Source organism: Clostridium sp. AUH-JLR23, assembly GCF_964238065.1.
GTDB lineage: Bacteria > Bacillota_I > Bacilli_A > Erysipelotrichales > Coprobacillaceae > Allocoprobacillus > Allocoprobacillus merdigallinarum.
This window is the reverse complement of sequence record NZ_CAXSKY010000012.1, coordinates 21,785-48,052: the sequence shown is the minus strand read 5'-3', so window position 1 is coordinate 48,052 and position 26,268 is coordinate 21,785. Positions and strand designations below refer to the sequence as shown.

The window sequence follows — 26,268 nt, the reverse complement described above, 5'->3', positions numbered from 1 at the left end:
GTTTCTTTGTTTTTTATAAAAAATATGTTATGATGTCGTAGAAAGGGTGATTGTATTGACAAAAAAGACTTTTGAAATCTCTCATATTCAATCGGTTGAAGAATTGAATCATTTAAGTTTGAAATTAAATGAAAAAGAACAAGTTTCGCATATTAAGGTTAATAAAGATAGTATTGTTTTTCATTGTCTTGATATTGATGCTTTATTAAGTCTTATTCAAAGTATAAATAAAGATTTGGTTGTCAAAGAGGTCATTGATGGTAAAAAACGTGAATATGATTTTGCGAAAAAGAAAGATCGTCAATATTATTTCATGTTTAAAAATATGATTACAGAAGATGATATTTATGTTCTTGTTGAAAGAATAGAAAAAGATCATAGATATCAAAATGTACGTTATGATGCACAAAACAAGCTGTTATTACTGACATCTAATCAACGTGATGTTTTAAGTTTATTAAGAAAAGAATTGTTTAAAATCAATCCTTCTGTGGAAATCATTGAACATCATCGTCCTATTCGTTCACAGGATGTCTTTAATGAAAAATATTTGCATACATATATTCGTGTGGGAATATTATTGGTTGTGATTGCATTGGCTTTGGTAACATCTAAAGATCATACATGGATGACACCTGTTTTATGGTTGGTGACAGTCATTTTATTAGGGACACCTTTATTAAAAAAAGCTTGGGGAGATATTTTATCTAAGAAGTTTTTGAGTGAATCTCTTATCATATTTATAGCGATGGTTTTTGGAATTGTTTCAGGAGCTTACATTGAAACATGTTTTGCTTTGATTCTTTATGAACTGTCGACACCATTTTTAAATAAAGTTCTAGAACGTTCTTTACTTAAAATTGATAACGCTGTGGAAATGCCTGAAACAGGAATCAAATGGAAAGATGATACAGAAGAAAAAGTTTCTTTATATGATGTAGAAATTGGTGATATTCTGGTGGTTAAACCAGGAGAAACTGTTTCTATTCCAGGGACTATTCATAAAGGTGTTTCAGCAATGAGCACTTATTCTAATACCAGTACATATGAACCTGTTGTTGTGAAAGAAGGAAGTCATGTGCGTAGTGGTGATGTCAATGTTGGTGATATGCCTATTTATGTGCAGGTTGATGAAACTTATGAAAGTTCTAACTACATGAATTTAATGAATATTGCCAGTGTAGCACCAGTCTATGAATCAAAAGTAGAAAAATATACAAAACGTTTAGCACAATTTTATACACCTGTTATGACTATTCTAGGACTTCTTTTAGGTATTGTTTTACCACTTGTTAATTTTGAAGATTATGGAGCATATATTCATGTTGGAGCCATCTTCCTTGTTATATCTGGCGCTTTATCAAGTGATCAGGCAACATCTTTAGGGATGTTGGCAGGATTTGCGAAAGCATTTCAAAATGGAATTATTGTTGAATCATCAATGGGGCTAGATTCAGTGAATGCAGCTCAGACTATTGTTTATGACCGTTTTGATGGGGTAGAGGTCACAAATGAGGAATTAAATCTGTTTAAAAAGCTATCTCATATGGGAAGAACATTAGTTATTTATAATGATGGTCCAGTGGCATTAGAAGATGATCAATATATGATTTATAACAATCTGACAAATGAAGAAAAAATGGAAAAAATGGATTCTTTAACAGGACCAGTTGTATATATTGGTGATACTTTTAAGGATATTGAACTTTTACAGAAGAGTTATGTCGGTATTTCTCGTGGTGGACTTGCTGATCCAAAAGTTGTAGAAAATAGTGATATTGTATTGATTGATGCAGATTTAAATAGAGTTTATGAAACTTTTGTTATTGCACGTCATATGCGTACAATTGCAGTTATGAATAATATTTTAACTGTTGTTGTTAAGATAGCAATGTTAATTGTCGCATTAAGCTGGACAGCTATTCCTTTATGGATTATTGTCTTGATTGAGATTTTATTAAAAGCTTTTGTAATGAGAAATTCAACATGTATTTTATAGAGTAGAATAGTCTACTCTTTTTTTGGAGGTGGAGAAATGAAGATTGTGATTGCGCCTGATTCTTTTAAGGAAAGTATGAGTGCTTTAGAAGCCAGTATGCAAATCAAACTGGCTATTCAAGATTATGATGATGCGATTGTCACACAATGTCTACCACTGGCAGATGGTGGAGAAGGAACGCTAGAAACATTGATTCATTCTATGAATGGACGTATTTACGAATATGAAGTGACAGGTGTTTGTTTTGAAAAGCGAAAAGCGCCATTAGGAATTGTTGGAGATTTGGCTATTATAGAATGTGCTCAGGTTTGCGGATTAGAACTTTTAGATGAAAAAGATAAAAACCCATATTTGACCACAACATATGGATTAGGAGAATTGATTTTAAAGGCTCTAGAGTTTCCTGTATCACGTATCATGATTTGTTTAGGAGGCAGTGCAACAAATGATGGAGGCATTGGTATGTTAGCGGCTTTAGGGGTATCTTTTTTCAATGACCAGCATCTCACGGTCCCATTGACAATGGCTGGACTTGAAGAGATTGTTTCTATGGATTGGAGTCATTTCCAAAAACGACTCAAAGATATTGAAATCATAGGTGTTTGTGATGTTTCCAATCCTTTATGTGGACAACAGGGTGCAACATATGTTTATGGTCCACAAAAAGGATTAGCTCCTCATGATTGTCAAAAAATTGATCAGGCCATGAAACATTATAGTCATCTTATTGAAAAGCAGTTAGGTGTGTCATTTCATAACGAACCAGGAGCAGGAGCAGCAGGAGGACTCGGTTATGCATTGTTGTTGTGTCAGGGACATTTAAAACGTGGTTTTGATATTGTTAGTGAAATGGTCGGTTTAGAATTGGCTATTGCCTCATGTGATTGTGTGATTGTAGGTGAAGGCAAGATGGATTATCAGACACAATATGGAAAAACACCTTATGGTGTTTTACAGCTGGCTCAAAAATATCATAAAAATGTTTATGCTTTTTGTGGTCGTGTGGAAGACTTGGATGTATTAAAGACGTTAGGTTTTCAAAATGTCTGGAGCATAACACCATCATCCATGCCATTATCACAAGCTCTTCAAAAAGGCAAAGAGAATTTAAAGATCTGTGTTTATGATCATATGGAGGAAATGATTCATGGAATATAAAGTCGAAACGTCAACGACATTACTACCATTTTTATTAGAACAAACATCTAAGAAACGTTCTGAACTAAAAAATCTTCTCAAATTTCAATGTATTTATGTAGATGGACATATTCAGACGCATTATGCATATCCTTTAAAGAAGGGGCAAATTGTTTCTATCGAAAAAAAGAAAGATGCTTTGCCTTTTCCTATTCTTTATGAAGATAAAGAATTGATTGTTATTGATAAACCATGTGGTTTATTAAGTGAAGCGACAACCAAAGAAAGTCAAAAGACAGCCTATGCTATTGTGAAAAAGTATTTAACATCAAAAAATGAAAATATCTTTTTGGTTCATCGCTTAGATCAATATACTTCTGGGATTTTGATGTTTGTCAAATCAAAAAAGCTATATGATATTTTAACTCATCATTGGAATCAATATGTTAAAACAAGAGGTTATATTGCGATTGTGGAAGGAAAAATGTCAAAACCATCAGGAACTATAGATAATTATCTGGCAGAATCGAAAACTCAAAATGTTTATATAACAAGCAAACAAAATGGAAAAAGAGCCATTACACATTATCGTGTGATTCGCTCTTGTCCAAAATGGAGTATGCTGGAAGTTTATTTGGATACAGGACGTAAAAATCAGATTCGTGTCCATCTTTCTTCATTACATCATCCTATTGTGGGTGATGACAAATATCATTCTACTTCAAATCCTTTAAAAAGACTGGGATTGCATGCGCATGAATTTATGTTTATTCATCCTTTGACTAAAAAGGAGATGCGTTTTGTATCACCAACACCACAAAGTTTTGAAAAACTATTCAAAAAACGATAAACTCAACAATATTATTAAGAAAAAGATTGACATATCATCAAAAATCTATTATGATATGACAGTAAATGAAAAGTAGTGGAAAGAAGAAGTGCCTACTTCTCGCCTGAGTGTTTATGATGCTAGGCTTATGTCACTAAGATGAATATCTTAATGTCAATGTGTGGGTGCTTTATGTGCTCACTTTTTGTTTAAACTACACAATTTATAGGAGGTGGCTATTATTAGCAAGTATAACAATCAATCAAATGACGATTTAGTGAATGAAAAGATTCGTTTCAAAGAAGTTTTAGTGATTGATCAAAATGGGGACCAGTTAGGTGTCATGTCACGTAATCAGGCTATTAACACAGCATATGATGAAGATTTAGACTTAGTGTGTGTTGCACCAAAAGCCAAAACACCTGTATGTCGTATTATGGATTATGGAAAATATCGTTTTGAACAACAAAAGAAACAAAAAGAAATGAAGAAGAATTCTAAAACTGTTTCTTTAAAAGAAACGCAATTATCACCAACGATTGATGTTCATGACAAAAATGTCAAATTAAAAAGAACATTGAAATGGCTAGAAGCTGGTGATAAAGTTAAAATTGCGGTTCGCTTTAGAGGTAGACAGCTCGCTCATATTGATATTGGTCAAAAAATACTAGATGATTTCGTCGCTGAATGTGCAGATTATTGTGTGATTGAAAAACCTGCCAAATTAGAGGGACGAACATTAACTGCTATATTAGCACCAAAGAAAAAATAACAGGAGGATATTATTATGCCAAAAATGAAATCTCATAGTGGACTTAAAAAACGTTTAAAAAGAACTGGTTCAGGAAAATATAAACGTGGACATGCGTATGTTTCACATTTATCTCATAACAAGACTCATAAACAAAAGAAACATTTAGCAAAAGCAACTTTAGTACACCCTTCAGATATGAAACGTATTAAATCTAGATTACAAGGGTAATGAATAGGAGGATAAAAAATGGCAAGAGTTAAAGGTGGATATACAACTAGACGTAGAAGAAAGAAAGTCTTAAAATTAGCCAAAGGATATTTTGGTTCTAAACATGCGTTATATAAAACAGCTCATGAACAAGTCATGAACTCTTTAGAATATGCATATAGAGATAGAAGAAATTTAAAACGTGAAATGAGAAAATTATGGATTGCACGTATTAATGCAGCTGCAAGAATGAATGATATTTCTTATTCAAAATTAATGCATGGTTTAAAATTAGCTAATGTAGAAATTAACAGAAAAATGTTATCTGAAATCGCAATTGCAGATCCTCAAGGATTTACTGCTATTGTAGATACAGCAAAAAAAGCTTTAGCAAAATAAAGAGGGATTTTCCCTCTTTTTGTTTTTTTGGAGAAAAAATGGGAATAATTTTTAGGACTCTTGTGATGATATAAAAATAAGGTATAATAGAAAACAGGAGGTTGAAAAAATGGCTGATTTAGAAATGTTGAAACAGTTCAGTTTAGCCAATGGTATTTCTGGCTATGAAAAACATATAACAAGATTAATGAAAACATATTTAGAAGAATATGCAGATGAAATACAATATGATGGGTTAGGAAGTTTAATAGCGATTCAAAATGGAGAGAGCCCATTTAAGGTTTTATTAACAGCTCATGTTGATGAAATAGGATTTTTAGTTAAAAATATAGATGAACATGGATTTATACAGGTTCAGCCCGTAGGTGGCTGGAATCCACGTCATTTACCATCATCTTTAATGAATATTGAAACACGTGGTGGTCAAAACATAAAAGGTGTCATGGCTCTTAAACAACAGACACCTAAAGAAAAGGTGCTTACTGTAGATGACTTATATTTGGATGTAGGGGCTTTTTCTAAACAGGATGTTTTAGATATGGGAATTGGTAAAGGTGATCCTGTAACGCCTGTATCTGATTTTATTATGATGCAAAATGAAAAATGTGTACTTTCCAAAGCATGGGATGATCGCATTGGAGTTGCAGTCATGGTAGAAGTTATGAAACGTTTGCATCATGAAAAGATTTATCCCACTCTTTATGTAGCAGGAACAGTACAGGAGGAAGTGGGATTACGTGGTGCTAAAACAGTGGCACAAATGGTTCAACCGGATTTGGCTTTAGCCATTGATGTGACTTTTTCGTATGATCTTCCTGGCGGGGAACAGGGCGATGTTAGATTGGGAAATGGTGTTGCATTATGTGTGATGGATGGCAGTGTGATTGGTCATACTGGTTTATTAAAACAATTAGAAAATATTTGTCGAAATCACCATATTGCTTATCAGCTTGATATGGATTTGGCAGGTGGAACAGATTCAGGAGAGTTAAGTAAAGTGGGACAGGGTGTCATGAATTTAACTATTTCTATCCCGACACGTTATATGCACTCTCATTATACGATGATTCATCTTGATGATTTTGAAGCGACTGTTGATATGCTGGTTGCTTTCTTAAAGGAATTTGACGAAGACATGTATATGTCTATAGTAGAGGATAAACGCTAATGGGTGCTCTTGTATTAGAAGGAGGAACTTTTCGTCCTATTTTTTCTAGTGGAGTAATGGATGCATTGAATGATTATGGTGTTGATTTTCCTTATGTTATTGGAGTATCAGCAGGTATTACAGACGGTTTTTCTTATGTATCTAAGCAGCCAAAACGTAATTATGATATTTTAATGAATCATCGTCATGATAAAAGATATGTGGGACTTCGTAATTATTGGCATGATCGTAGTTTATTTGGATTAAAGTATGCTTATGAAACGATTCCTAACGAAATCTATCCTTTTGATTGGGATACATTTTTAAATAACCCAGCTCAAGTGAAAGTTGGTGTGACCAATGTGGAAACAGGTCAATGTGAATATTTGGATGGGAAACAATTAGATAAAAAATGTACAATGTTGAAAGCAACTTGTGCCATTCCTTTTGCTTTTCCAGTTATTTCTTTAAATGGTAAGAAATATTATGATGGAGGAATCTGTGATCCTATTCCAGTTAAAAAAGCTATGGAGGATGGACATCAGAAACTATTGATTGTCCTAACGCGACCTAAAGGATATCAAAAAACACTATCAAAGGCTAATGTTGTTGCGAGTCGTTTATTAAAGAAAAAATATCCTCAACTTGTACAACCCTTATTAACAAGACATCTTTTATATAATGAAACATTGGCTTATTGTGAACAGTTAGAACAACAGGGACAGGCGATTATTTTAAGACCAAGTGAAGAACTTCAAATTGATTCTTTTGAAAAAGATTTACAGAAGATTGATCGTATTTATCAATATGGCTATCAATTAGCTTTAGAACATATGGAAGAAATCAAGAAACTCCTTGAATAGACATTATTTTGACATTTTCACACATTTTTAAAATAATGTTAAGGTATTTATATATTATATTAAAAATATAAAAAGAAATCATCTGATGATGGAAAGGAAAGATATATGATGAAACATATGAATAAAAATAAGCTATTTAAAATCTTTGTTGTGTTATTATTGATTGTATCACTAGGATGTAATGGATTTTTGATGTATAAAGTCTTAGGGAATCAGGGAAGTGGTCATTCTGCTTCTTCATCTAATGCGACTGTTCAAACAGTTAATTATGATGTGCAATCTGATTTAACAGATGTTATTGAAAGTGCCAAGGAATCCGCTGTTGGTATTGCAGTTTATCAAAATAACCAACTTGCTGGTAGTGGTAGTGGTGTCATTTACAAAGTAGATGGAAAAACAGTTTATGTCATTACAAATCACCATGTTATTGAAAATGCTCAATCTATTGAAGTCATCTATTCTAATGGTGAATCAGTGAGAGCTGAATGTTTAGGTAGTGATGAGTATGGTGATATTGCTGTTTTGAAAATGACAGTTAATTTTGATGTATCAGCCTATAAGGTTGGAGATTCTGATTTATTAGAAGCAGGAGAACCTGTTCTTGCTGTGGGAAGTCCATTAGGTATTGAATATGCGGGAACAGTCACTCAGGGGATTGTATCTGCTCCATCAAGAACAGTATCTGTTGATTTGAATGATGATGGTAGAGAAGACTGGGATATGAATGTTATTCAGACTGATGCAGCGATTAATCCAGGAAATAGTGGTGGAGCATTAGTCAATGCTGCTGGAGAATTGGTTGGTATTACATCTATGAAATTAGCTTCAGAAGAAGTTGAGGGTATGGGCTTTGCTATTCCAATTAATGATGCTGTTAAATTAGTTGAAGAAATTATTGAAACAGGTAAAGTGAATCGTCCAACTATTGGGATTTCAGCTGTATCGTTAGATAGTTATTCTTCATATGAACTTTATATGTATCGTATTCAAACGAATTTAAATAAAGGAATCTATGTTGCTGATGTACAAAGTCAATCACCAGCGAGTCAAGCAGGTATTCAAGTAGGAGATGTCATTACACAAATTGAAGGTAAAGATATTGAATCATATAAGAATTTCTTGACAGAACTTTATTCTAAAAATCCTGGTGATACGATAAAATTAACAATTAATCGTAATGGTTCGACATCTTCAGTCAATGTCACTTTAGGTTCTTCATAAGGAAAGCGAAAAGGTCTTTCCTTTTTTTTATAAAGAATATATAATGGGTGTTGGTGATGATATGAATAATGAAGTCAAAAAACAACTTACTTTATCATTAATTTTACTCGCTCTTTTAATCGCAACATTGTTTTTCTGGTATCCTAATTTTATGTTTCATACATATGTAGAAAGATTAGATTATCAGTATTGTTTGCGTGGTGAAAATGATGAATTTGTTGTTGATGGATATCAATTTTATCAGGATGGTCAAACACAGGGATATGGTCATGCACGCATTACGCCTTTAAAATCGCAAGTTTTTAAAAAGAATGATGAAGTGACATTGACTTTAATTTTATCCCAGGAACATCAGTTATCTCAGAAAATTAAGATTCAAAATGATGATCAGGTCGTGACATTAGATGAACAAGAAAGTGAAGATGCCTTTTTAGAAGAAGATATTCAAAATGCAAAACTGCAAATATCAGTCAATCGTCAAAACAAAACAACTTATGATCAGACAATAGAATTAAAAAATCAAGATATGTTGACATATACTTCAGCAAATAAAGATTATACATTAACCAATGTATATGTGACTGAAAATTGGTTAAAAACAGGAGTTTTTTCAAGTAAAGATCAGGATCTTGCTAAAGAATATCCTTATATGATTATTAATTATATGTATTCTCATGAACAGAATCATGAAGTGAATATTAATGATTATGAAAGATTTGTTTATTTAAAAGGAAAAACAGAAGATTTTTTAAATGATCAGATGGAAGAAATTGGATATTATGATGGTCAAGGATCATTATTTGATATGCAGTTATGTTGTGTAATAACATTAATGAAAAGTGAAGATGATTTGCATCCTTATACTTTTACATTACCTTTAAGTCCTATTCAAAAAGGAGAATAACTATGACACCAGGAAAAAAAGATAAAATGACATTATATATGTTGAGAAATGCTTTATCTACTTTGGTTATTGCTTTTATATCTTTTATGATATCATTGATATCATATTATGAATGTTCATTTCTTGAAGCTATTCAACGATTATTTTTAGTTAATATTTATACAACATTATATTTTTTATTGTTATGGTTATTGGATTATATGATTTTTGAAATATCAAAAATCATATTTGATACTTATGAAAATATTCTGACATATAAATTTATTCTTGTTTTATGCTTGATTGCGATTATTTTGTTCTTTGTTCCAATGTTGGATTTATTTCAATGGAATTTTATTTTCTTATGTCTGTTTATTGCATTAAGACAAGTGAAACAATTATATATTCATAAAAAAAGACCATCAAATGGTCTATAAAAGAGCACTCAGGCTTTGTAAAAAATGTTGTTTAGAAGTCTGATCCAAAGAATTATAGTATTCTTCAAAAAGAACACCTAAACCAACAAGAATTGTTTCTTCTTGAGAAGCAATACCTTCATCAATTGTTTCTTGGAGTTGTGCTGGAGAAAATCCTTTGAGATTCATTAAAAGTGCTTCACGCATTTTATCAGTCCTTTCTTATATAATATGGGATAAATATTTTGATTTATACAGGGAGTTTTATGAAAGAGTATCAAATCTTATTAAATGGTGAAACTATAACATATCAGTTAACATATAAGTATATGAAAAATATACGTATGCGTGTTAAAGATGGAATGTTATTTGTCAGTGCACCTTATGGAACACCATTAGAATATATTGAAAAAACAATACAGACTTATCAAAAACGCTTACTGAAACAAATCAATGCTTATCAGCCTTATGCTCAATATTGTGATCATGGGTATGTCTTGATTTTTAATCAGCGATATCGTATTGTTTTACGTGATATAGGAATAAAAAAATGTCAATTTCATCATCAGGATATTTATGTTTATCATCGTGATATACAAACATGTATTGAAAAAATGTGTCGTCAAATATTACATGATTACATTGAAGAGAAAATCATTGCTTATTTAGCTTATGATTTTGATTTAGATATGCCTTTGATTGAGATTAAAAAATATAAGAGTCGATGGGGAAGCTGTTATTATCGTGATCATCGTGTTTCTTTTCATTTAGGACTTATTCATTTGGAAAAAGAACTTATTGATTATGTCATTCTTCATGAACTCGTACACTTTTTACAGCCTAATCACTCTGCTTTGTTTTATCAGGAAATAGCTCAAAGAATGCCTTGTTATAAGGAAATTCAAAAACGTTTAAAGGAGAAGCATACATGATTACATCTATACAAAATGAAACAATAAAAAAAATCATGAAATTGAAACAAAAGAAATACCGTGATTTAGAAGATCAATTTTTAATTGAAGGGTATCATTTGGTTGAAGAAGCTAAAAAAGCCAATTGTATTGAAACAATTATTACAACGCTTCATGAAACATTTGAAGAACCAACGATTTATGTATCTTCCAATGTCATGGAAAAGCTCGCTTTTACAAAGACACCACAACCTATTATGGCCATCTGTCATAAACCACATCATCGTCTTTTCAATACCAATAATCAGCGTTATCTGTTATTGGATAATATTCAAGATCCTGGTAATTTAGGAACAATTATCAGAACAGCATTAGCACTGGGCTATGATCAAATTATCATGTCCTATAATAGTGTGGATTTATATAATGATAAAGTCATTCGTGCAACACAGGGAGCACTTTTTCAAATGTCCATCTGTCAAATGGATTTGATAGAAGCTATCACATCACTCCAACAAAATGATGTCAGAGTTTATGGAACATCATTACATCAGGCACAACCTATTCATCACTATCAGCCACAAGACAAAATGGCTTTTGTGTTAGGTAATGAAGGACAAGGTGTTTCTCAAGCTGTTTTAGATGCATGTGATGCTCATTTATATATTCCTATTCAAGCGATTGAATCTTTAAATGTTGCGATTGCAGGAGCTATTGTTATGTATCATTTTCCTAAAATTTAAGAAAAGATTTGCAAAATAATAAACATATGATATAATATTCTGTGTTTAGAATCGATGAAAAGGAGTAGTAGTTGTTGATACTTTTTAGAGAGTCTATGGGTGGTGGAAATAGACAGGTTAGGCAATGAACTCGCCTTGGAGATACAAAGACGAAAAGAGTAGTCTTTGTCGTTAACTGCGTTAAAGTTTTGAGAGCATATATGGATTCCATATATGAACTAAGGTGGTATCGCGATCAAGTCGTCCTTAGAAGGACGGCTTTTTATATTATAAGGAGGGATAAATGATGCCATTTGATCATCAGGCCATTGAAAAGAAGTGGCAAAAATATTGGGATGAACATCAGACTTTCTATACTGATGTTTGGGATTTTTCAAAACCTAAATACTATGCTTTAGATATGTTTCCATATCCATCAGGACAAGGATTACATGTTGGACATCCTGAAGGATATACAGCAACAGATATTATGTCACGTATGAAAAGAATGCAGGGATATAATGTTTTACATCCAATGGGATTTGATGCTTTTGGATTACCAGCTGAACAATATGCGATTAAAACAGGAAATCACCCTGAAGGATTTACACGTCATAATATTGAAACTTTTACACATCAGTTAAAGATGTTAGGTTTTTCATTTGATTGGGATAAATGTATTTCTACTTGTGATCCTGATTATTATCATTGGACACAATGGATTTTTAAACAGCTTTATGAAGATGGTTTAGCTAAAAATGTGGATATTCCAGTGAACTGGTGTGAAGAATTAGGAACTGTTTTAGCTAATGATGAAATCATTGATGGAAAAAGTGAACGTGGGGGATACCCAGTTATTAGAAAGAATATGAAACAGTGGGTTATTGATATTCCTGCTTATGCTGAAAAATTATTGGCTGGTTTAGAGGATGTTGATTGGCCTGAATCTACTAAAGAAATTCAAAGAAACTGGATTGGAAAGTCTATTGGCGCTCATGTGCATTTCCAAGTTGATGGACATGATGAACAGTTTACTGTGTTTACAACACGTTGTGATACGCTTTTTGGTGCAACTTATTGTGTGTTAGCTCCTGAACATGAATTGGTAGCTAAGATTACAACACCACAACAAAAAGAAGCGATTGAAGCCTATGTGAAAGTCTGTGCTACAAAATCTGAATTAGAACGTACTGAATTAAATAAAGATAAAACAGGTGTCTTTACTGGTGCTTATGCGATTAACCCAGTGAATCAAAAGAAAATACCTATTTGGATTTCAGATTATGTTTTAGCAGGATATGGAACTGGTGCTATTATGGCGGTCCCTGCTCATGATGATCGTGACTGGGAATTTGCGAATAAATTTGATCTTGAAATTATTCCAGTGCTTGAAGGTGGAGATGTTACAAAAGAAGCATGGACACAGGATGGAAATCATATTAATTCTGATTTCTTAAATGGTATGAACAAAGAAGATGCCATTGAAACAATGATTCAATGGTTAACTGATCATCATTGTGGTGAAAAGAAAGTGAATTATCGTTTAAGAGAATGGATCTTTGCACGTCAAAGATATTGGGGAGAACCAATTCCAGTGATTAATTTTGATGATGGCACTTCCGTTGCATTATCAGATGATGAATTACCATTGATTTTACCACCATTAGAAGATTACTCACCTTCTAAAAGTGGGGCATCACCATTGGATAAAGCTACAGACTGGGTGAATGTCACTGTGAATGGAAAAGCTGGAAAACGTGAAACAAGTACAATGCCAGGAAGTGCGGGAAGCAGCTGGTATTATATGCGATATATTGATCCACATAATGATCATGCGATTGCTGATAGAAAGTTATTGGATCACTGGTTACCAGTTGATTTGTATGTTGGTGGACCAGAACATGCTGTTGGACACTTATTATATTCTCGTATGTGGAATCGTTATTTATATGATAAAGGATATTTGTCACATCCTGAGCCATTCCAGAAATTATATCATCAAGGTATGATTTTAGGAACAAATGGTGAAAAGATGAGTAAATCTAAAGGGAATGTCATTAACCCTGATGATATTGTTCAAACTTATGGGGCTGATACATTAAGAGTTTATGAAATGTTTATGGGACCTTTGGAAGCAAGTAAACCATGGAGTGAAACAGGTGTTGACGGTGCTAGAAAATGGTTGGATCGTGTGTATCGTTTGATTGTGGAATCTGATAAATTAAGTGATGAAAATGATCATTCATTAGACTTTGTTTATCATTCTACTGTTAAAAAAGTCACTCATGATTATGAAACATTAGGATTTAATACTGCTATTTCACAAATGATGATTTTTGTCAATGAAGCTTATAAAGCCAAAACTGTCTATCGTCCATATGCTGAAAACTTAGTGAAAATGTTAAGCTGTATCGCTCCACATGTTTGTGAAGAAATGTGGCAGTTACTTGGACATGATGAAACATTAGCTTATGAACCATGGCCAACATATGATGAAGCGATGTTGGAACAGTCAACAATTGAAATGGCTGTACAGGTTAATGGAAAACTTCGTGCTAAAATCACTGTGAATAAAGATGAAGATGATGAAGTCGTGAAACAGGAAGCTTTAGCTCAAGATAATGTAAAAACACATACTGAAGGAAAGAATATTGTGAAAATTATTGTCGTGAAAAATAAGATTGTCAATATTGTTGTGAAATAATTATATTTTTATAAGTTATTTAAGTAGAGATTTATTATTTGATTTCAAAATATAATCTCTACTCTTTTTGTATAAAATTGATACATTGTACAAACTACATATATAACTCTAGATAAAAGAATGAAGAACTTCATGTAAAAATGTTATAATCTCATATATGAATGAACTAATAGTAAACTATTCATACGACATTACTGGTTTTATTGAACCGTTTATTGAAAATGATATTACAAAAACTTATAGAGTCAGATTTGATTAAATAGAGGATTTTGTTTAAGACATATTTGATAATTCTATAATATTCTCATGTTTTTTTATAATTAATTATTCAATTTTTTCGTCAAAGATATGTTTTAACTAGTTAATTAAAATGTCTAGATTTTATAAGAAATTTAACTGAAATTAATTTGTTATTTTAATTTGGTTGTTATTTTTGATAAAATATATACATTAATAAAATCATCAAATATTTTTAATAGTTAGAAAACAAATCAAAGGAAGTGGCAATATGGATAACAGCGATTATCAACAATATAAAATTGCTAAAACAATTTCTGAACAAATTGAGTATTTAAATAAGAATAAAAGAGTACAATTTAATTGTATGAATAAAGATACAGCAAAAGATAAATTATTAGAATATAATTACATTAATATTATTACGCCATTTAAACATAAATTTGCAAAACTAAATGAAAACAAAGAGGTTGAAAAAGTTAATGGCAATCATGTATATGAAAGAGATGTTGATTTTAATGAATACTATTCTTTATTCAGAGATGAAAGAAAAAGATATCCAACAATCATTTCTAATATACTTGATTTTGAAATTCACTTTAAGACAATCACAGCATATCATATATTAATATCTAATGATATGAGAGATTCTAACCAGCTTCAATTATTTCTTGATTCATTGAAACTTCAGTTTTCTTTTTTAGAATCACGATATACTAAAACTAGAATATCGCATATGAATAATCACATAGATTCTTTAAAAAAAGATATTTTTAAATATGCAAATGTCTATTGTTTTTTTGATAGAATGAGTTTAGGGAATATGTTAACAATATTTACATGTCTTAATCATCATTTACAAAATAAAATATTTAAAGATTTAAAGAAATACCAAATGACTTTTAATGTTGATCAAGTTCCTGATTTTATAAATAAAGTTTTCTGTTTGGTATCAATTAGAAATTGTGTAATGCACTGTAACAGTTTAGAAATATTAATAAGATTTTATAATCCTAAAACACATGAATTAAGAACCATATCTGATAGAAAAAAATACTTAAATATGATTAAATTTTTAAGTATAGAAAAAGCTCACGAATAATCGTGAGCTTTCTTCCGCACCGAGTGCCATTTACATTAGTATTATATGTAACTTTTATAAAAATATCAACTAAAAACTATAAATAATTTATATATATCAAGGACAATTTTCAATAAATTATAAAATGGACTTAACATCAACGAACAATAAAATGAAGTTTTTTTAATTACCTAATATATCGTTATAGATAAAATTACGATTTACGCAATACGAATATACCATAGTATTAGGGTTTATCCTCATATTTGTTGTTTAATTGTTTTATTAATCTTTTCGCTGATGTATCAAAAGGATTTTTTATCTCACCGGACTAGGAACCTAAAACATTGAAGAAAAAATTGGGTATAAAGATGATAGAAACAGTTTTTATAAGATATATAACTATATAGTCTATTAGATGTAAGAAGAGAAATCAAAAAATGCTTATTTTAAGAGTGCTTTTTGATCAAGCATAACAATCTCGTGAATATTGTTGTGAAATAAAAATGTTCATTTAAAAACATGAAATGAAGAGAGAAGTGAATTTCTAAAAGTTAAGGTATCTTAATTGCAGAGATTCACTTTTTTAATGTTCAATTATTGATAACAAAAAACGCCAACTTTTCAGTTAACGTTTAACAACAGCATTGACAAATAGACTGATTGTTTATAGGGGCTTGTCTGATGATCACTTGACCATTTGTTTCCATAACAGCATCTTCATTGATGATTTCACCAACACTGTCAACCGTAATTGTTCCTGATTTGACATTTTTAATAGAATCAACATGTCCTTTGATTGTTGCCTGCACATCAGAATATTCAAATGCTAAATCGCAATCAATCATTTCACAATCAATGAGTTTCAAATTTTCACAATAGCAAAGTGGTTGTGTTCCAATGATCTGACAGTTAATGAATGTGACATTTTTTGAAAACCACCCTAAATATTCACCTTTGACAACAGAATCTTTAACAATGACGTTATTGCTATGCCAGAAGGCATCTTTTGTATCTAAATAAGAATTTGTAATTTCTAAGTCATGCATATACTGGAAAGAATATTTTCCTGTAAATTTCAAATGATCAATTTTAACATGATGACTATGAAGTAACATATATTCAGAATGAATTTCACTATCTTTAATAGAAATATCCTGGCAGAACCAGCCAAACTCTGGTGATTGAATCTGACAATTTGAAACAATTGTATCACTACATTCTCTTAAAATTTTTATACCTTGAATATCACAAGAATCAATCAAACCATGATGAGAATACCAGATAGGAGCTCTTGTTAATTCATCTAAAGAGCTGTGAATTAATTCATAACCCTGTACATGCCATAAGGGATAACGAAGCGAAAAAGTACAATGATCAACTCTGACTTGTCTTGTTTCTTTCAAGACAGATTCTCCATCTTGAGGACCAGCAAAAGTACAGTTTCTCACTTCAGTATTTTGTATGTTGTATAAAGCTCTTTCTTCATCAAAAGTTTGATTTTCAATAATCTTTTTGATTTGCATGATATTGACCTCCTTTAAGAAAGCTTATGCTTTATTTTGAATATTTTTTAAAGTGTAAATCAGATAATCAAGATGATCAATTTTCTTTTGTTTTTGATGCACTTCATCTAGAATTTCATATCTTTTCTTTTTTAAAAAAAGGAAAAGAAATTCAAAACGATGATTTTCAAAGTCATCAACAAATTCTTGAACTTGTTTGGATGAACATCCCATATCTTCTAAACTTTTTTGAATATCTTCTTTGGTAAGCATTTGAATCATATGAAAGCCTCCTTGACTATATTCTATATATAGACATTATAAAAATCAAATACTTATAATGGATAGTCAGCTATGCTTTTGAGGTATTTATATGGATATATGTTGTCTAATTATTTCTTTTTTAAGGTGTTCATAAAGTTCATATGTAGATATGCAATCTGCTAAAGAACGGTGTTCATTTGTGGAAAGCCCTAAAAATTCTACCATGTCTGTTAAACGATGATGGGGCATTTGAGGATAAACCTTTCTACAAAATTGAACCGTATCCATATATTCATTAGATAAATTGATCTGAAAATGATTCGCAATAAAATTAAGATCGAAAGCTGTATTATGTCCAATAATTGGATCGTATCCAAGAAACTGCAAAATGTCATCTTGAACAGAAGAGAGAACAGGCATATCCTCTACCATTTGATTATCAATGCCAGTGAGTTGAGTGATAAAAGAACTAATATTCTGTTGGGGATTGATTAACTGACTATAACGTTCAACGATTTCCTTGTTTCTGACCTTTAATATTCCAATTTCAATAATTTTATCTTTTTGCCAAGATAAACCTGTTGTTTCGATATCTAAAACACAATAATCATCAATGATTTTTTTAACATAATAACCTCTTTTATAATATTGTTTTTGATAAGCCATTGTGATCACCTCAACTCTATATTTAAATCTATTCAATATAAAAATGCAAATGAATTTATAAAAAAAGTATAATCATCAGTCAAATCATGTTATAATGTTGCACGGTATCACAACAGGAGGTCATTATGAAATATATACATCAGTTTCTTATTATTATGTTGATTTCATTTGTAGGAGAATTATTGAGTTTTTTACCATTACCCATTCCAGCAAGTGTTTATGGATTGTTGATCATGTTAGTTGGTCTTTATACAAAAATGATTCCATTATCAGCAATAGAAGATGTTGCAGATTGGCTGATTTTGATTATGCCTGTTTTATTTGTTCCATCTGCTGTTGGTTTAATGAATGTCAAAGAAGAATTATTTGAAAACATAGCTGTGATTATGATTGTTCTTGTTATAAGTACAGTCATTGTAATGGTAGTGACAGGGAAAGTTGCACAATATATGATAGAAAGGAAAAATATCAATGAATAATTTATTGATTGAAACATCTTGTTTTGGCATTGTATTAAGTTTATTAACATATTGGTTGGCTGTTCAAATAAGAAAGCGATGGTCTTATTCTTTTTTGAATCCATTATTAATCAGTGCTTTTTTGACTATCTTTGTTTTATATGTTTTAGATATTGATTTTCAGACATATAATCAAGGAGCACAAATGATTACATATTTATTGACTCCATCAACTGTTTGTTTAGCGATTCCTTTATATAAACAAACACAAGTCCTGGTTAAACATTTTGGAGCTATTATAGTAAGCTTATTATGTGGTTGTCTGTCTGGTTTGATGAGTGTTATGGTTCTTTGTATTTTGTTGAAGACAAGTGAAACAGTTTTATATTCTTTGATGCCAAAATCTATTACGACAGCGATTGCTATTGGAGTATCAGAATTACTTGGTGGTCATTCGACAATGACAGTAGGTGTTGTCATTTTAACAGGAATTTTTGGATCAATGATTGCTAAAACGATTTTTAAAGTTTTCCATATCAATCATCCTGTTGCACGTGGATTGGCATTAGGAAATAGTGCTCATGCTATTGGAACAGCGAAAGCGATTGAGTGGGGTGAAATTGAGGCAGCAATGAGTAGTTTATCCATTGTGATTTCAGGTATATTCACTGTGTTTTTAGCGCCTATTATGATTCATTTATGGATATAAAAAAGTTCTATGTTTAAGCATAGAACTATTGATTGGTATATTAAATATTTGCGGGGCAGACCCTAGCCTTTAAATTTTTAAAGGGGTCTGTCTTTTCTTGCTTTAAATTTAAATTGGGGTTGCTTTTTATAAAATGAGAATCTCCTGTTATAATTTGTTTGCAAACAATATTACGAAAAAGAAGACTATCTAGCAGACCTATTGAGAAAAAAATAACTATATCAAGAAGATCAACCAGTAATGCAAATGGAATGCAAAACTTTGCAAGAGCTAGAAATAAGTTCATCTATTCGCAAAATTCATATAAAAACATACTGCAACCGAGCATGAAAAAAAGATGAAAAGAGTTGGTAAACCAAGAGGAAAATGTAATAAAAAAAGATGACAGATAGTCACCAATCAAATATTGTTCGACCTGCTTTAAAATGAAAGTGGGGTCAAAATACCCCACTATTAATTTAAAGCTTTTTAGATTAGACCCCTCAATTATTTAAAGGGCCTATTGATTTAAAAAATCATAAAATGATTTTAAGCGTTGACAAGATTGATTGAACTCTTCTTGTTCTTGTGGTGTCATGCGTAATTCAACAATTTCTCTAACACCACTACGATCAATGATGGCTGGCACACTGATAAATAAATCATCCTGACCATATTCGCCACGAAGCAATGTTGAAACAGGTAAAATCTGGTTTTCATTATGTAAGATTGTGCGAATAATACCGACTGTACTTGAGGCTATACCATAACAAGTATTCCCTTTACGATTGAAAATTTCCCAACCAGCCTGAATTGTATCTTTTTTCATCTGTTGATAGGGTTCTTGTCCTAAACGACTCTGGTTATCTTGAACAACACTATAAATATCCTTACCACCAATACGAACAGTTGACCATGGAATCATTTCACTATCTCCATGTTCACCAATGACCATCGCATGAACACTGCGAGGATCAACTTGGATTTTTTGGGCGATGAAATATTTTAAACGGGCTGTATCTAATGTTGTTCCTGTTCCAATAACCTGATTAGCTGGTAAACCAGAAAGTTTATAAGCATAATAACTCATTAAATCTACAGGGTTTGAAACAACAATCAAATGTCCATCAAAATGATGTTCTTTAATTTGAGTAATAATACTTTTCATGACATTTAAAGATGGTTCTAACATCTTTAAACGGTCATTACCACTTTGAGGGGTTGGAACACTTGCTGTGATGATAACAATTTGAGCATCTTCACAGTCTTCATATCGTCCCACTTTGACATGTGTATTACGATTCATATATTCAATGCTTTGAGATAAATCTAAAACTTCTCCTAAAACTTTTTCTTCATTCAAATCAATCAAAGCAATTTCATCACATAGACCTTGATTAATCAAACAAAATGCAGTACTGACACCAACGTGTCCACATCCAATAATGACAATTTTTCTTTTTTCTAATTTCATTTCTTTTCTCCTCGTTATAAGTCTAAAATGATTATATCATAATTCATAAAATTGTAATGAAATATGATAAAAAGTTTTCAAAACCTGAAAATAAAACGTGTATTTGATAAAAATAAGTATACTATATGTGGGAGAGGAAATTTATGGAATTAAGTCTTTTATTAGCTCAAAATATTTTTGGATTATTTCTTATTATTTTTGTAGGATATTTAACTGTAAAGTGTCGTGTACTGACACCAGATGATAGTAAAGTGATTTCTAAAGTTGTTTTATATATTGTTTGTCCTTGTACAATTTTAAATTCTTTTCAGATTGATTTTACAAATGAGAAGCTGATGGGATTGATTTTATCTTTTATTGGAGCCATTGTCGTTCATTTGATTTTCATTCCATTAACAAAATTATTGGGACAGATCTTTCATTTTATGCCTGTAGAAAAAGCAACGCTTATTTATTCTAATGCTGGTAATCTGATTATACCTTTGGTAGCTTCTATTTTAGGGGAAGAATGGGTTTTATATACAAGTGGATATATGGTTGTTCAAACTATTTTAATATGGACACATGGAAAAAATCTGGTTTGTAATGAAAAGCAGTATGATTTCAAAAAGATTATCTTGAATGTGAATGTTATAGCGATTATGTTAGGAATGATTATGTTTATAGCACGCTGGCATTTTCCAGCACTGATTCACGATACAGTCAGTAGTGTTGGTTCTATGGTAGGGCCATTAAGTATGCTGGTGATTGGAATGTTATTAGGCGATATTGATATTTTATCTGTTTTTAAAGAAAAAAGGGTTTACGGTATTTGTTTTTTGAGATTGATTGTTTATCCTTTGGCTGTGATTTTGGCGTTTCGTTTGCTGGGATTACAAAATTTTCATCAGGATGCTTATCAGATATTATTGATCAGTCTTTTGGCTGCAAGTGCTCCTGCTGCTGCAACAATTACCCAATTTGCCCAGTTATATGATAAACATCCAGGCTATACGAGTATCATGAATGTTATGTCCGTTATTTTTTGTATTATCACAATGCCGATTATTGTTTTTATTTATCAAATTTTATAAAAGTTAATATCTAAGACATAATTATAAAGGATAATGGTGTGTTGTTGGAGGAAGGGTTATATGAAAAGAATTCAAATTAGTCATAATATTGTTGATGAAGATTTATTAAAAGAAGTGAAAAAATACATGATTGCTCCATGGCAAAAATATTTATTGTCATTAACAGGTGTGATTTCATTAATTTTAGGTATTATAAATGTCGTTAATCAAAATATGTTACAAGGTGTTGTTTTATTGGTTTTAGGTGCTGTGTGTATTGGGGAAATTTTCTTTTTAATTCATAGTCATTACAAAGAAATGTTAAAATTGATGAAAGAAGAAATTGATGAACAGAAGATTACATATACAATGAGTTTTGGAGGAGAATATGTCGTTGTACATAATTGTCAGACATCTATTGATAATAAGATTCCTTACTCTCATTTCAAAACTTTATCACAGACAGAACATGCATATGTTTTATTAGCAAAGAAAAATGAAATCATTATTATTCGAAAAGATTGTTTAAAAGTGAGTGTTCATGAATTTATAGATTTCTTGAAACAAAAAGATACAAAAATAAAAAAATGGATCAAAGCATAAAAGTCGTTTCTATCAAATGACTTTTTTTGTTATAATAAAAAAGAAGGTGAAAGAAATGAAAATTCAAATTATTCAAGGTGATATTACTCAAATATCATGTGATGCCATAGTCAATGCTGCCAATAATAGTTTATTAGGTGGTGGAGGGGTGGATGGTGCTATTCATCGCAAAGCTGGACCTGAATTATTGGCTGAGTGTCGTTTGTTGCATGGATGTGCGACTGGTGATGCAAAAGTCACAAAGGCTTATCATTTACCAGCACGTTATGTGATTCATACAGTTGGTCCGGTTTATCGTGATGGACAACATGATGAAGCCAAACGATTACAGTCTTGTTATATACGCTGTCTGGAAAAAGCTGAAGAATATCAATGTCAACATATTGCTTTTCCTTCAATTAGTACAGGGGCTTATCGTTATCCTGTATCACAGGCAGCTACAATTGCGATAGAAACGCTTAAAAACTATCCATGTCAATATGTCAAAAGAATAGATATTGTTTGTTTTGATAATTATACATATCGTACATATTGTCAGTTATTAAAAAAAGAATAATAAAAGTGCATATGATTAGCTATAATAAATAAGACATGGTACAATGGTCTTGTCATGAAAGGAGAAAGAGATTATGAAATTATATGTATGTCCAGTTTGTGGAAATGTAGTAGAAAAAATTGTTGATAAAGGAGTACCAGTTGTTTGTTGTGGAAAACCAATGGTAGAATTAACAGCGAATACAACAGATGGTGCATTAGAAAAACACGTTCCTGTATTATCTATAGATGGAGATAAACTTCATGTAAAAGTTGGTGAAGTTTCACATCCAATGACTGATGAACATTTAATTACAACAATCATTGCTGTATTCAACAGTCAAGTTTTACGTGTGGATTTAACATCTGCTGATCAACCTGAAGCGGTATTTGCAATTGGTGATTATAAAGGAACAATTGAAGTATACGAATACTGTAACTTACATGGATTATGGAAAGCAACAATTGAAGCATAAATCATAAACAAGGAAACTTATCATAAGATAGGTTTCTTTTTTTTAAAGATACTGTCAGGAAATATTTTTAAATATGCTATAACATGATGGAAATGGTAGAATTTCCATATTTTAGATAAAATGATAAAGATATGAGTTGTTGAATTGTTAAATAATGGGCGGTATTTTCATTTTTTATACGATTAAATGTGAAAAAATCGAAAAATATTAGACAAAACTATAGACGTTTGTTACAATAAGCGTGGTTATCATATATGTTTGGGAATTGGCCCAATCGTTTCTACCCCGTTACCGAAAATAACGGGACTATGATAGACGCTTTTTTATATGTCTATCTGTAGATAGACTTTTTTTATTGGAGGAGGGACTTGAGTGAAGAAAAAAATGCATTATCTTCTTTTGGTGCCTTGTTTGGTTTTACTGATTGTATTTTTGGTGATGCCATTGATTCAAATCATTTTACCAACTTTGTTTCCTGAAGGAAGTGGCTTTAGTTTCACGAATTATTTATCATTTTTTCAAGATGAATATTATATGACAATCTTCATTAGAACTGTTAAGATTGCTTTGATTTCATCTCTTGTTTGTATGATTTTAGGTGTACCCACAGCTTATTTTATTTCTCGTTGTGATAAGAAATGGCGTGGTATTTTAATGGCAATTTCTATTTTTCCAATGCTTACGAATTCAGTTGTCAGAAGTTTTGCATGGATTAATATTTTAGGTAAAAATGGAGTGATTAATAATTTTTTAATGTCAATAGGGGTTATAGAAGAACCAATTACAATGTTATATACTGAATTTTCAGTTTTAATTGGGACAATTTATTTATTTTTACCTCTTATGATTATCACTTTAGTGGGTGTTATGGAAAATATTGATAATGATATGATGGAAGCAGCAGAAAGTTTAGGTGCGAATCGTGTTAAAGCTTTTATGAAGGTTGTCTTACCACTAAGTATTCCAGGTATTATTGTAGGATGTGTCCTTGTTTTTACAGGATCACTCAGTGCTTATACAACACCTCAGTTATTAGGTGGACCAAAGAATCTTGTTTTAGCAACCTTTATTTCACAACAGGCATTAAGTTTAAATAACTGGACAGCAGCCAGTGTTTTTGCAGTCATTATGATTATTACAACATTAATTGTTATGAAAGCATTAAATGCGATTGCAGCGAAATTGGATAAGCGAGGTGAAGTCTAATGCGTAAACATAAAGGATTGATGGTTATTTCTATTTTGGTATTTGCATTTTTGTTTATACCTCTCATCATTATTGCTGTGACAGCATTTGGCTCAGAAAGTACGATTACTTTTCCTATACATGGATTTTCATTACAATGGTTTGTCAATGTGTTTGAATCAGAAAGCTTTATGAGTTCATTGGCATTAAGTGGAGAAATTGCTTTGTTAGCAACTCTACTTGCTTTGCTTGTAGGGGTACCTGCAGCATATGCATTAGCGAGATATAGTGTTATTGGAAAGAAATTTTTAAAGAGCTTCTTTTTATCCCCAACAATCATTCCAGGAATTGTTGTCGGATATGCTTTATATCAATATGTGGTTTTAACATTGAATTTTCCTGTTTTTGAAAGTTTATTATTAGGACATTTTCTTGTTGTTTTACCATATGTGATTCGTATTGTTGGTTCTTCATTGGATCAGTTTGATTTTGCGATTGAAGAGGCAGCTTTAAGTTTAGGATGTCAAAAAGGTCAGGCTTTCTTTAAAGTTGTTTTACCTAATATTACATCAGGAATCAGTGCGGCTTTTATGTTGTCATTTATTAATTCATTTAATAATATACCTGTATCTATGTTTTTAACAGGACCAGGAGTGACAACTTTACCTACAACATTAATGAATTATATTGAATATAATTATGATCCAACTGTTTCAGCAGTTTCTGTTTTATTAATGGTAGCAACGATTGTGATTATGTTCATTGTTGAAAAAACATTAGGAATTTCAGCACTTGCAAAATAGGAGGAGTTAGAATGGCGTTTTTAAACTTAAAAGATATTGCAGTTGCATATCATCAGAAAAATTATATTTTACAGGGGTTAAACTTAGATATTGAAAAAGGAGAATTAGTCTCTTTGCTTGGACCTTCTGGTTGTGGAAAAACAACAACTTTACGTGTGGTTGCAGGATTTATTGATCCTCAGGAAGGAAACTTCATTTTAGATGGTGAAGATATGACAAAGGTTCCTGTTCATAAAAGAAATTTTGGATTGGTTTTCCAAAGTTATGCTTTGTTTCCACATTTAACAGTTAAAGAAAATATTGCGTTTGGATTAAAATTAAGAAAAATGGATAAAGCTCAAATGGAAGCTAAAATCAATGAAGTTGTTGAAGTTTGTGATTTGGAAGGATTAACAGATCGTTTACCTAAACAATTATCAGGAGGTCAACGTCAACGTGTTGCTTTAGCAAGAGCACTTGTCATTGAGCCAAAACTTTTATTACTAGATGAACCATTAAGTAATCTGGATGCGAAATTACGTATTCAAATGCGTGTTGAAATTAAAAGATTACAGAAAAAATTAGGAATTACAACGATTTTTGTTACACATGATCAAGAAGAGTGTTTCTCTATTTCTGATAAGGTAGCAGTTATGAATAATGGCGTTATTGAACAATACGATACACCTGAAAATATTTACTCTCGTCCAAAAACAGAGTTTGTCGCAAGATTTATAGGATTTGAGAATTTCTTTGATTTAACAAAAGTTCAAGATCACCAATATCAAAATCAAAATGGTGAAATCATGAAAGTGGACAATGATGGCGATTTAGAAACATGCAAAGGGACAATTCGTCCTGATGATATTGAAATCGTAACATCTGCTGATAAATATGATAATATGATTACAGGAAATGTTACAGTGAGAACATTCCTTGGAAAGAGTTATCAATATGAAGTGGAAACACCTATTGGTAAACTTGTTGTTAATGGTGGAAATGCAACAGTTTATAAACAGGGTGATACTATTCAAATGCATTTACCAGCAAATAAAATTGTCTTAGTTTAGG

Annotated in this window: 29 protein-coding genes, 1 riboswitch and 2 other annotated features; of the genes, 24 read left to right on the top strand and 5 right to left on the bottom strand. The window is 31.3% G+C overall.

All coding sequences use genetic code 11. The annotated features are described in order from the left end of the window. Nucleotides 1-55: 55 nt before the first annotated feature. From ACESR5_RS07405 to ACESR5_RS07355, 11 genes are all read left to right on the top strand, one after another. Nucleotides 56-1,999: a hypothetical protein gene (locus ACESR5_RS07405; RefSeq protein WP_373154893.1), complete on the top strand. Its 1,944-nt coding sequence runs from the start codon at nt 56-58 to the stop codon at nt 1,997-1,999. Between the two features lie 36 nt (nt 2,000-2,035). Continuing rightward, complete coding sequence (locus ACESR5_RS07400) at nt 2,036-3,157, top strand: glycerate kinase (protein WP_373154892.1); 1,122 nt, start codon at nt 2,036-2,038, stop codon at nt 3,155-3,157. Further along, a complete protein-coding gene (locus ACESR5_RS07395) occupies nt 3,147-3,986 on the top strand; it encodes an RluA family pseudouridine synthase (protein ID WP_087243198.1) in 840 nt (279 codons plus the stop codon). Before ACESR5_RS07400 ends, ACESR5_RS07395 begins: the two co-directional genes overlap by 11 nt. 74 nt (nt 3,987-4,060) lie before the next feature. Continuing rightward, nucleotides 4,061-4,181 (top strand) — a sequence feature (ribosomal protein L20 leader region). 16 nt (nt 4,182-4,197) lie between these two features. Then, nucleotides 4,198-4,737, top strand: a complete 540-nt coding sequence (gene infC / locus ACESR5_RS07390) for a translation initiation factor IF-3 (RefSeq protein WP_087243199.1) — start codon at nt 4,198-4,200, stop codon at nt 4,735-4,737. Between the two features lie 15 nt (nt 4,738-4,752). Further along, nucleotides 4,753-4,947 (top strand): 50S ribosomal protein L35, encoded by a 195-nt coding sequence (gene rpmI / locus ACESR5_RS07385; protein WP_087243200.1) that lies wholly within the window; start codon nt 4,753-4,755, stop codon nt 4,945-4,947. An 18-nt stretch (nt 4,948-4,965) separates the two neighbouring features. Continuing rightward, nucleotides 4,966-5,325: a 50S ribosomal protein L20 gene (rplT, locus tag ACESR5_RS07380; protein ID WP_087243201.1), complete on the top strand. Its 360-nt coding sequence runs from the start codon at nt 4,966-4,968 to the stop codon at nt 5,323-5,325. 109 nt (nt 5,326-5,434) lie between these two features. Beyond that, entirely contained in the window at nt 5,435-6,493 is a 1,059-nt protein-coding gene (locus ACESR5_RS07375) for a M42 family metallopeptidase (protein WP_373154891.1), read from the top strand. After that, entirely contained in the window at nt 6,493-7,335 is an 843-nt protein-coding gene (locus ACESR5_RS07370) for a patatin family protein (RefSeq protein ID WP_289527139.1), read from the top strand. Before ACESR5_RS07375 ends, ACESR5_RS07370 begins: the two co-directional genes overlap by 1 nt. Nucleotides 7,336-7,440: 105 nt before the next feature. Beyond that, nucleotides 7,441-8,556: a S1C family serine protease gene (locus ACESR5_RS07365; RefSeq protein WP_373154890.1), complete on the top strand. Its 1,116-nt coding sequence runs from the start codon at nt 7,441-7,443 to the stop codon at nt 8,554-8,556. A 61-nt stretch (nt 8,557-8,617) separates the two neighbouring features. Further along, nucleotides 8,618-9,460 (top strand): hypothetical protein, encoded by an 843-nt coding sequence (locus ACESR5_RS07360; protein ID WP_129737104.1) that lies wholly within the window; start codon nt 8,618-8,620, stop codon nt 9,458-9,460. 2 nt (nt 9,461-9,462) lie between these two features. Then, complete coding sequence (locus ACESR5_RS07355; protein WP_087297134.1) at nt 9,463-9,876, top strand: hypothetical protein; 414 nt, start codon at nt 9,463-9,465, stop codon at nt 9,874-9,876. Here the strand turns inward: ACESR5_RS07355 and sspI are convergent. Continuing rightward, nucleotides 9,871-10,062, bottom strand: a complete 192-nt coding sequence (gene sspI, locus ACESR5_RS07350) for a small acid-soluble spore protein SspI (RefSeq protein ID WP_087243207.1) — start codon at nt 10,060-10,062, stop codon at nt 9,871-9,873. The two genes, ACESR5_RS07355 and sspI, sit on opposite strands and share 6 nt — an antisense overlap. A gap of 59 nt (nt 10,063-10,121) precedes the next feature. Between sspI and ACESR5_RS07345 the strand changes: the two genes are divergently transcribed. The 4 genes from ACESR5_RS07345 to ACESR5_RS07330 all read left to right on the top strand — a co-directional run bounded on the left by ACESR5_RS07345 (nt 10,122) and on the right by ACESR5_RS07330 (nt 15,531). After that, nucleotides 10,122-10,787: a M48 family metallopeptidase gene (locus ACESR5_RS07345; RefSeq protein WP_373154889.1), complete on the top strand. Its 666-nt coding sequence runs from the start codon at nt 10,122-10,124 to the stop codon at nt 10,785-10,787. After that, the gene (locus ACESR5_RS07340; protein ID WP_087304856.1) at nt 10,784-11,509 is read left to right on the top strand and encodes an RNA methyltransferase; all 726 of its coding nucleotides are present in this window, start codon (nt 10,784-10,786) and stop codon (nt 11,507-11,509) included. Before ACESR5_RS07345 ends, ACESR5_RS07340 begins: the two co-directional genes overlap by 4 nt. A 45-nt stretch (nt 11,510-11,554) precedes the next feature. Beyond that, nucleotides 11,555-11,760 (top strand) — a binding site (T-box leader). Nucleotides 11,761-11,795: 35 nt separating this feature from the next. Then, a complete protein-coding gene (gene leuS, locus ACESR5_RS07335; RefSeq protein WP_373154918.1) occupies nt 11,796-14,192 on the top strand; it encodes a leucine--tRNA ligase in 2,397 nt (798 codons plus the stop codon). 508 nt (nt 14,193-14,700) lie between these two features. After that, nucleotides 14,701-15,531 carry an Abi family protein gene (locus ACESR5_RS07330; protein ID WP_373154888.1) on the top strand — a complete coding sequence of 277 codons (831 nt, stop codon included), beginning with the start codon at nt 14,701-14,703 and terminating at the stop codon, nt 15,529-15,531. 614 nt (nt 15,532-16,145) lie between these two features. Here the strand turns inward: ACESR5_RS07330 and ACESR5_RS07325 are convergent. From ACESR5_RS07325 to ACESR5_RS07315, 3 genes are all read right to left on the bottom strand, one after another. Further along, nucleotides 16,146-17,036 carry a DUF3737 family protein gene (locus tag ACESR5_RS07325; RefSeq protein ID WP_373154886.1) on the bottom strand — a complete coding sequence of 297 codons (891 nt, stop codon included), beginning with the start codon at nt 17,034-17,036 and terminating at the stop codon, nt 16,146-16,148. Between the two features lie 24 nt (nt 17,037-17,060). Further along, nucleotides 17,061-17,297, bottom strand: coding sequence for a hypothetical protein (locus tag ACESR5_RS07320; protein WP_087243214.1), 237 nt, complete (start codon nt 17,295-17,297; stop codon nt 17,061-17,063). 87 nt (nt 17,298-17,384) lie between these two features. Further along, nucleotides 17,385-17,945 carry a PolC-type DNA polymerase III gene (locus ACESR5_RS07315; RefSeq protein ID WP_373154884.1) on the bottom strand — a complete coding sequence of 187 codons (561 nt, stop codon included), beginning with the start codon at nt 17,943-17,945 and terminating at the stop codon, nt 17,385-17,387. 125 nt (nt 17,946-18,070) lie between these two features. On the opposite strand from ACESR5_RS07315, the gene ACESR5_RS07310 reads away from it, so the two are divergent. Both ACESR5_RS07310 and ACESR5_RS07305 read left to right on the top strand, forming a co-directional pair. Next, nucleotides 18,071-18,424 carry a CidA/LrgA family protein gene (locus tag ACESR5_RS07310; RefSeq protein WP_087243215.1) on the top strand — a complete coding sequence of 118 codons (354 nt, stop codon included), beginning with the start codon at nt 18,071-18,073 and terminating at the stop codon, nt 18,422-18,424. Continuing rightward, nucleotides 18,417-19,112, top strand: coding sequence for an LrgB family protein (locus ACESR5_RS07305; RefSeq protein ID WP_373154882.1), 696 nt, complete (start codon nt 18,417-18,419; stop codon nt 19,110-19,112). The genes ACESR5_RS07310 and ACESR5_RS07305 overlap by 8 nt, the downstream gene beginning before the upstream one ends. Before the next feature lie 499 nt (nt 19,113-19,611). On the opposite strand, the gene ACESR5_RS07300 is transcribed toward ACESR5_RS07305, so the two are convergent. After that, complete coding sequence (locus ACESR5_RS07300; RefSeq protein WP_373154880.1) at nt 19,612-20,565, bottom strand: L-lactate dehydrogenase; 954 nt, start codon at nt 20,563-20,565, stop codon at nt 19,612-19,614. Between the two features lie 143 nt (nt 20,566-20,708). Between ACESR5_RS07300 and ACESR5_RS07295 the strand changes: the two genes are divergently transcribed. From ACESR5_RS07295 to ACESR5_RS07265, 7 genes are all read left to right on the top strand, one after another. Further along, nucleotides 20,709-21,638, top strand: coding sequence for an AEC family transporter (locus ACESR5_RS07295; protein WP_373154878.1), 930 nt, complete (start codon nt 20,709-20,711; stop codon nt 21,636-21,638). 60 nt (nt 21,639-21,698) lie between these two features. Next, the gene (locus tag ACESR5_RS07290) at nt 21,699-22,220 is read left to right on the top strand and encodes a YcxB family protein (protein ID WP_373154876.1); all 522 of its coding nucleotides are present in this window, start codon (nt 21,699-21,701) and stop codon (nt 22,218-22,220) included. Nucleotides 22,221-22,275: 55 nt separating this feature from the next. Continuing rightward, complete coding sequence (locus tag ACESR5_RS07285) at nt 22,276-22,776, top strand: O-acetyl-ADP-ribose deacetylase (protein ID WP_087358489.1); 501 nt, start codon at nt 22,276-22,278, stop codon at nt 22,774-22,776. A gap of 73 nt (nt 22,777-22,849) precedes the next feature. Beyond that, the gene (locus ACESR5_RS07280) at nt 22,850-23,230 is read left to right on the top strand and encodes a desulfoferrodoxin family protein (protein ID WP_087358491.1); all 381 of its coding nucleotides are present in this window, start codon (nt 22,850-22,852) and stop codon (nt 23,228-23,230) included. Between the two features lie 228 nt (nt 23,231-23,458). Further along, nucleotides 23,459-23,559, top strand: a riboswitch (purine riboswitch). 43 nt (nt 23,560-23,602) lie between these two features. Beyond that, nucleotides 23,603-24,436 carry an ABC transporter permease gene (locus ACESR5_RS07275; RefSeq protein ID WP_087358493.1) on the top strand — a complete coding sequence of 278 codons (834 nt, stop codon included), beginning with the start codon at nt 23,603-23,605 and terminating at the stop codon, nt 24,434-24,436. Further along, the gene (locus tag ACESR5_RS07270) at nt 24,436-25,218 is read left to right on the top strand and encodes an ABC transporter permease (protein WP_087305002.1); all 783 of its coding nucleotides are present in this window, start codon (nt 24,436-24,438) and stop codon (nt 25,216-25,218) included. Before ACESR5_RS07275 ends, ACESR5_RS07270 begins: the two co-directional genes overlap by 1 nt. A gap of 11 nt (nt 25,219-25,229) precedes the next feature. After that, nucleotides 25,230-26,267 (top strand): ABC transporter ATP-binding protein, encoded by a 1,038-nt coding sequence (locus ACESR5_RS07265; RefSeq protein WP_087305003.1) that lies wholly within the window; start codon nt 25,230-25,232, stop codon nt 26,265-26,267. Nucleotide 26,268: the final 1 nt, after the last annotated feature.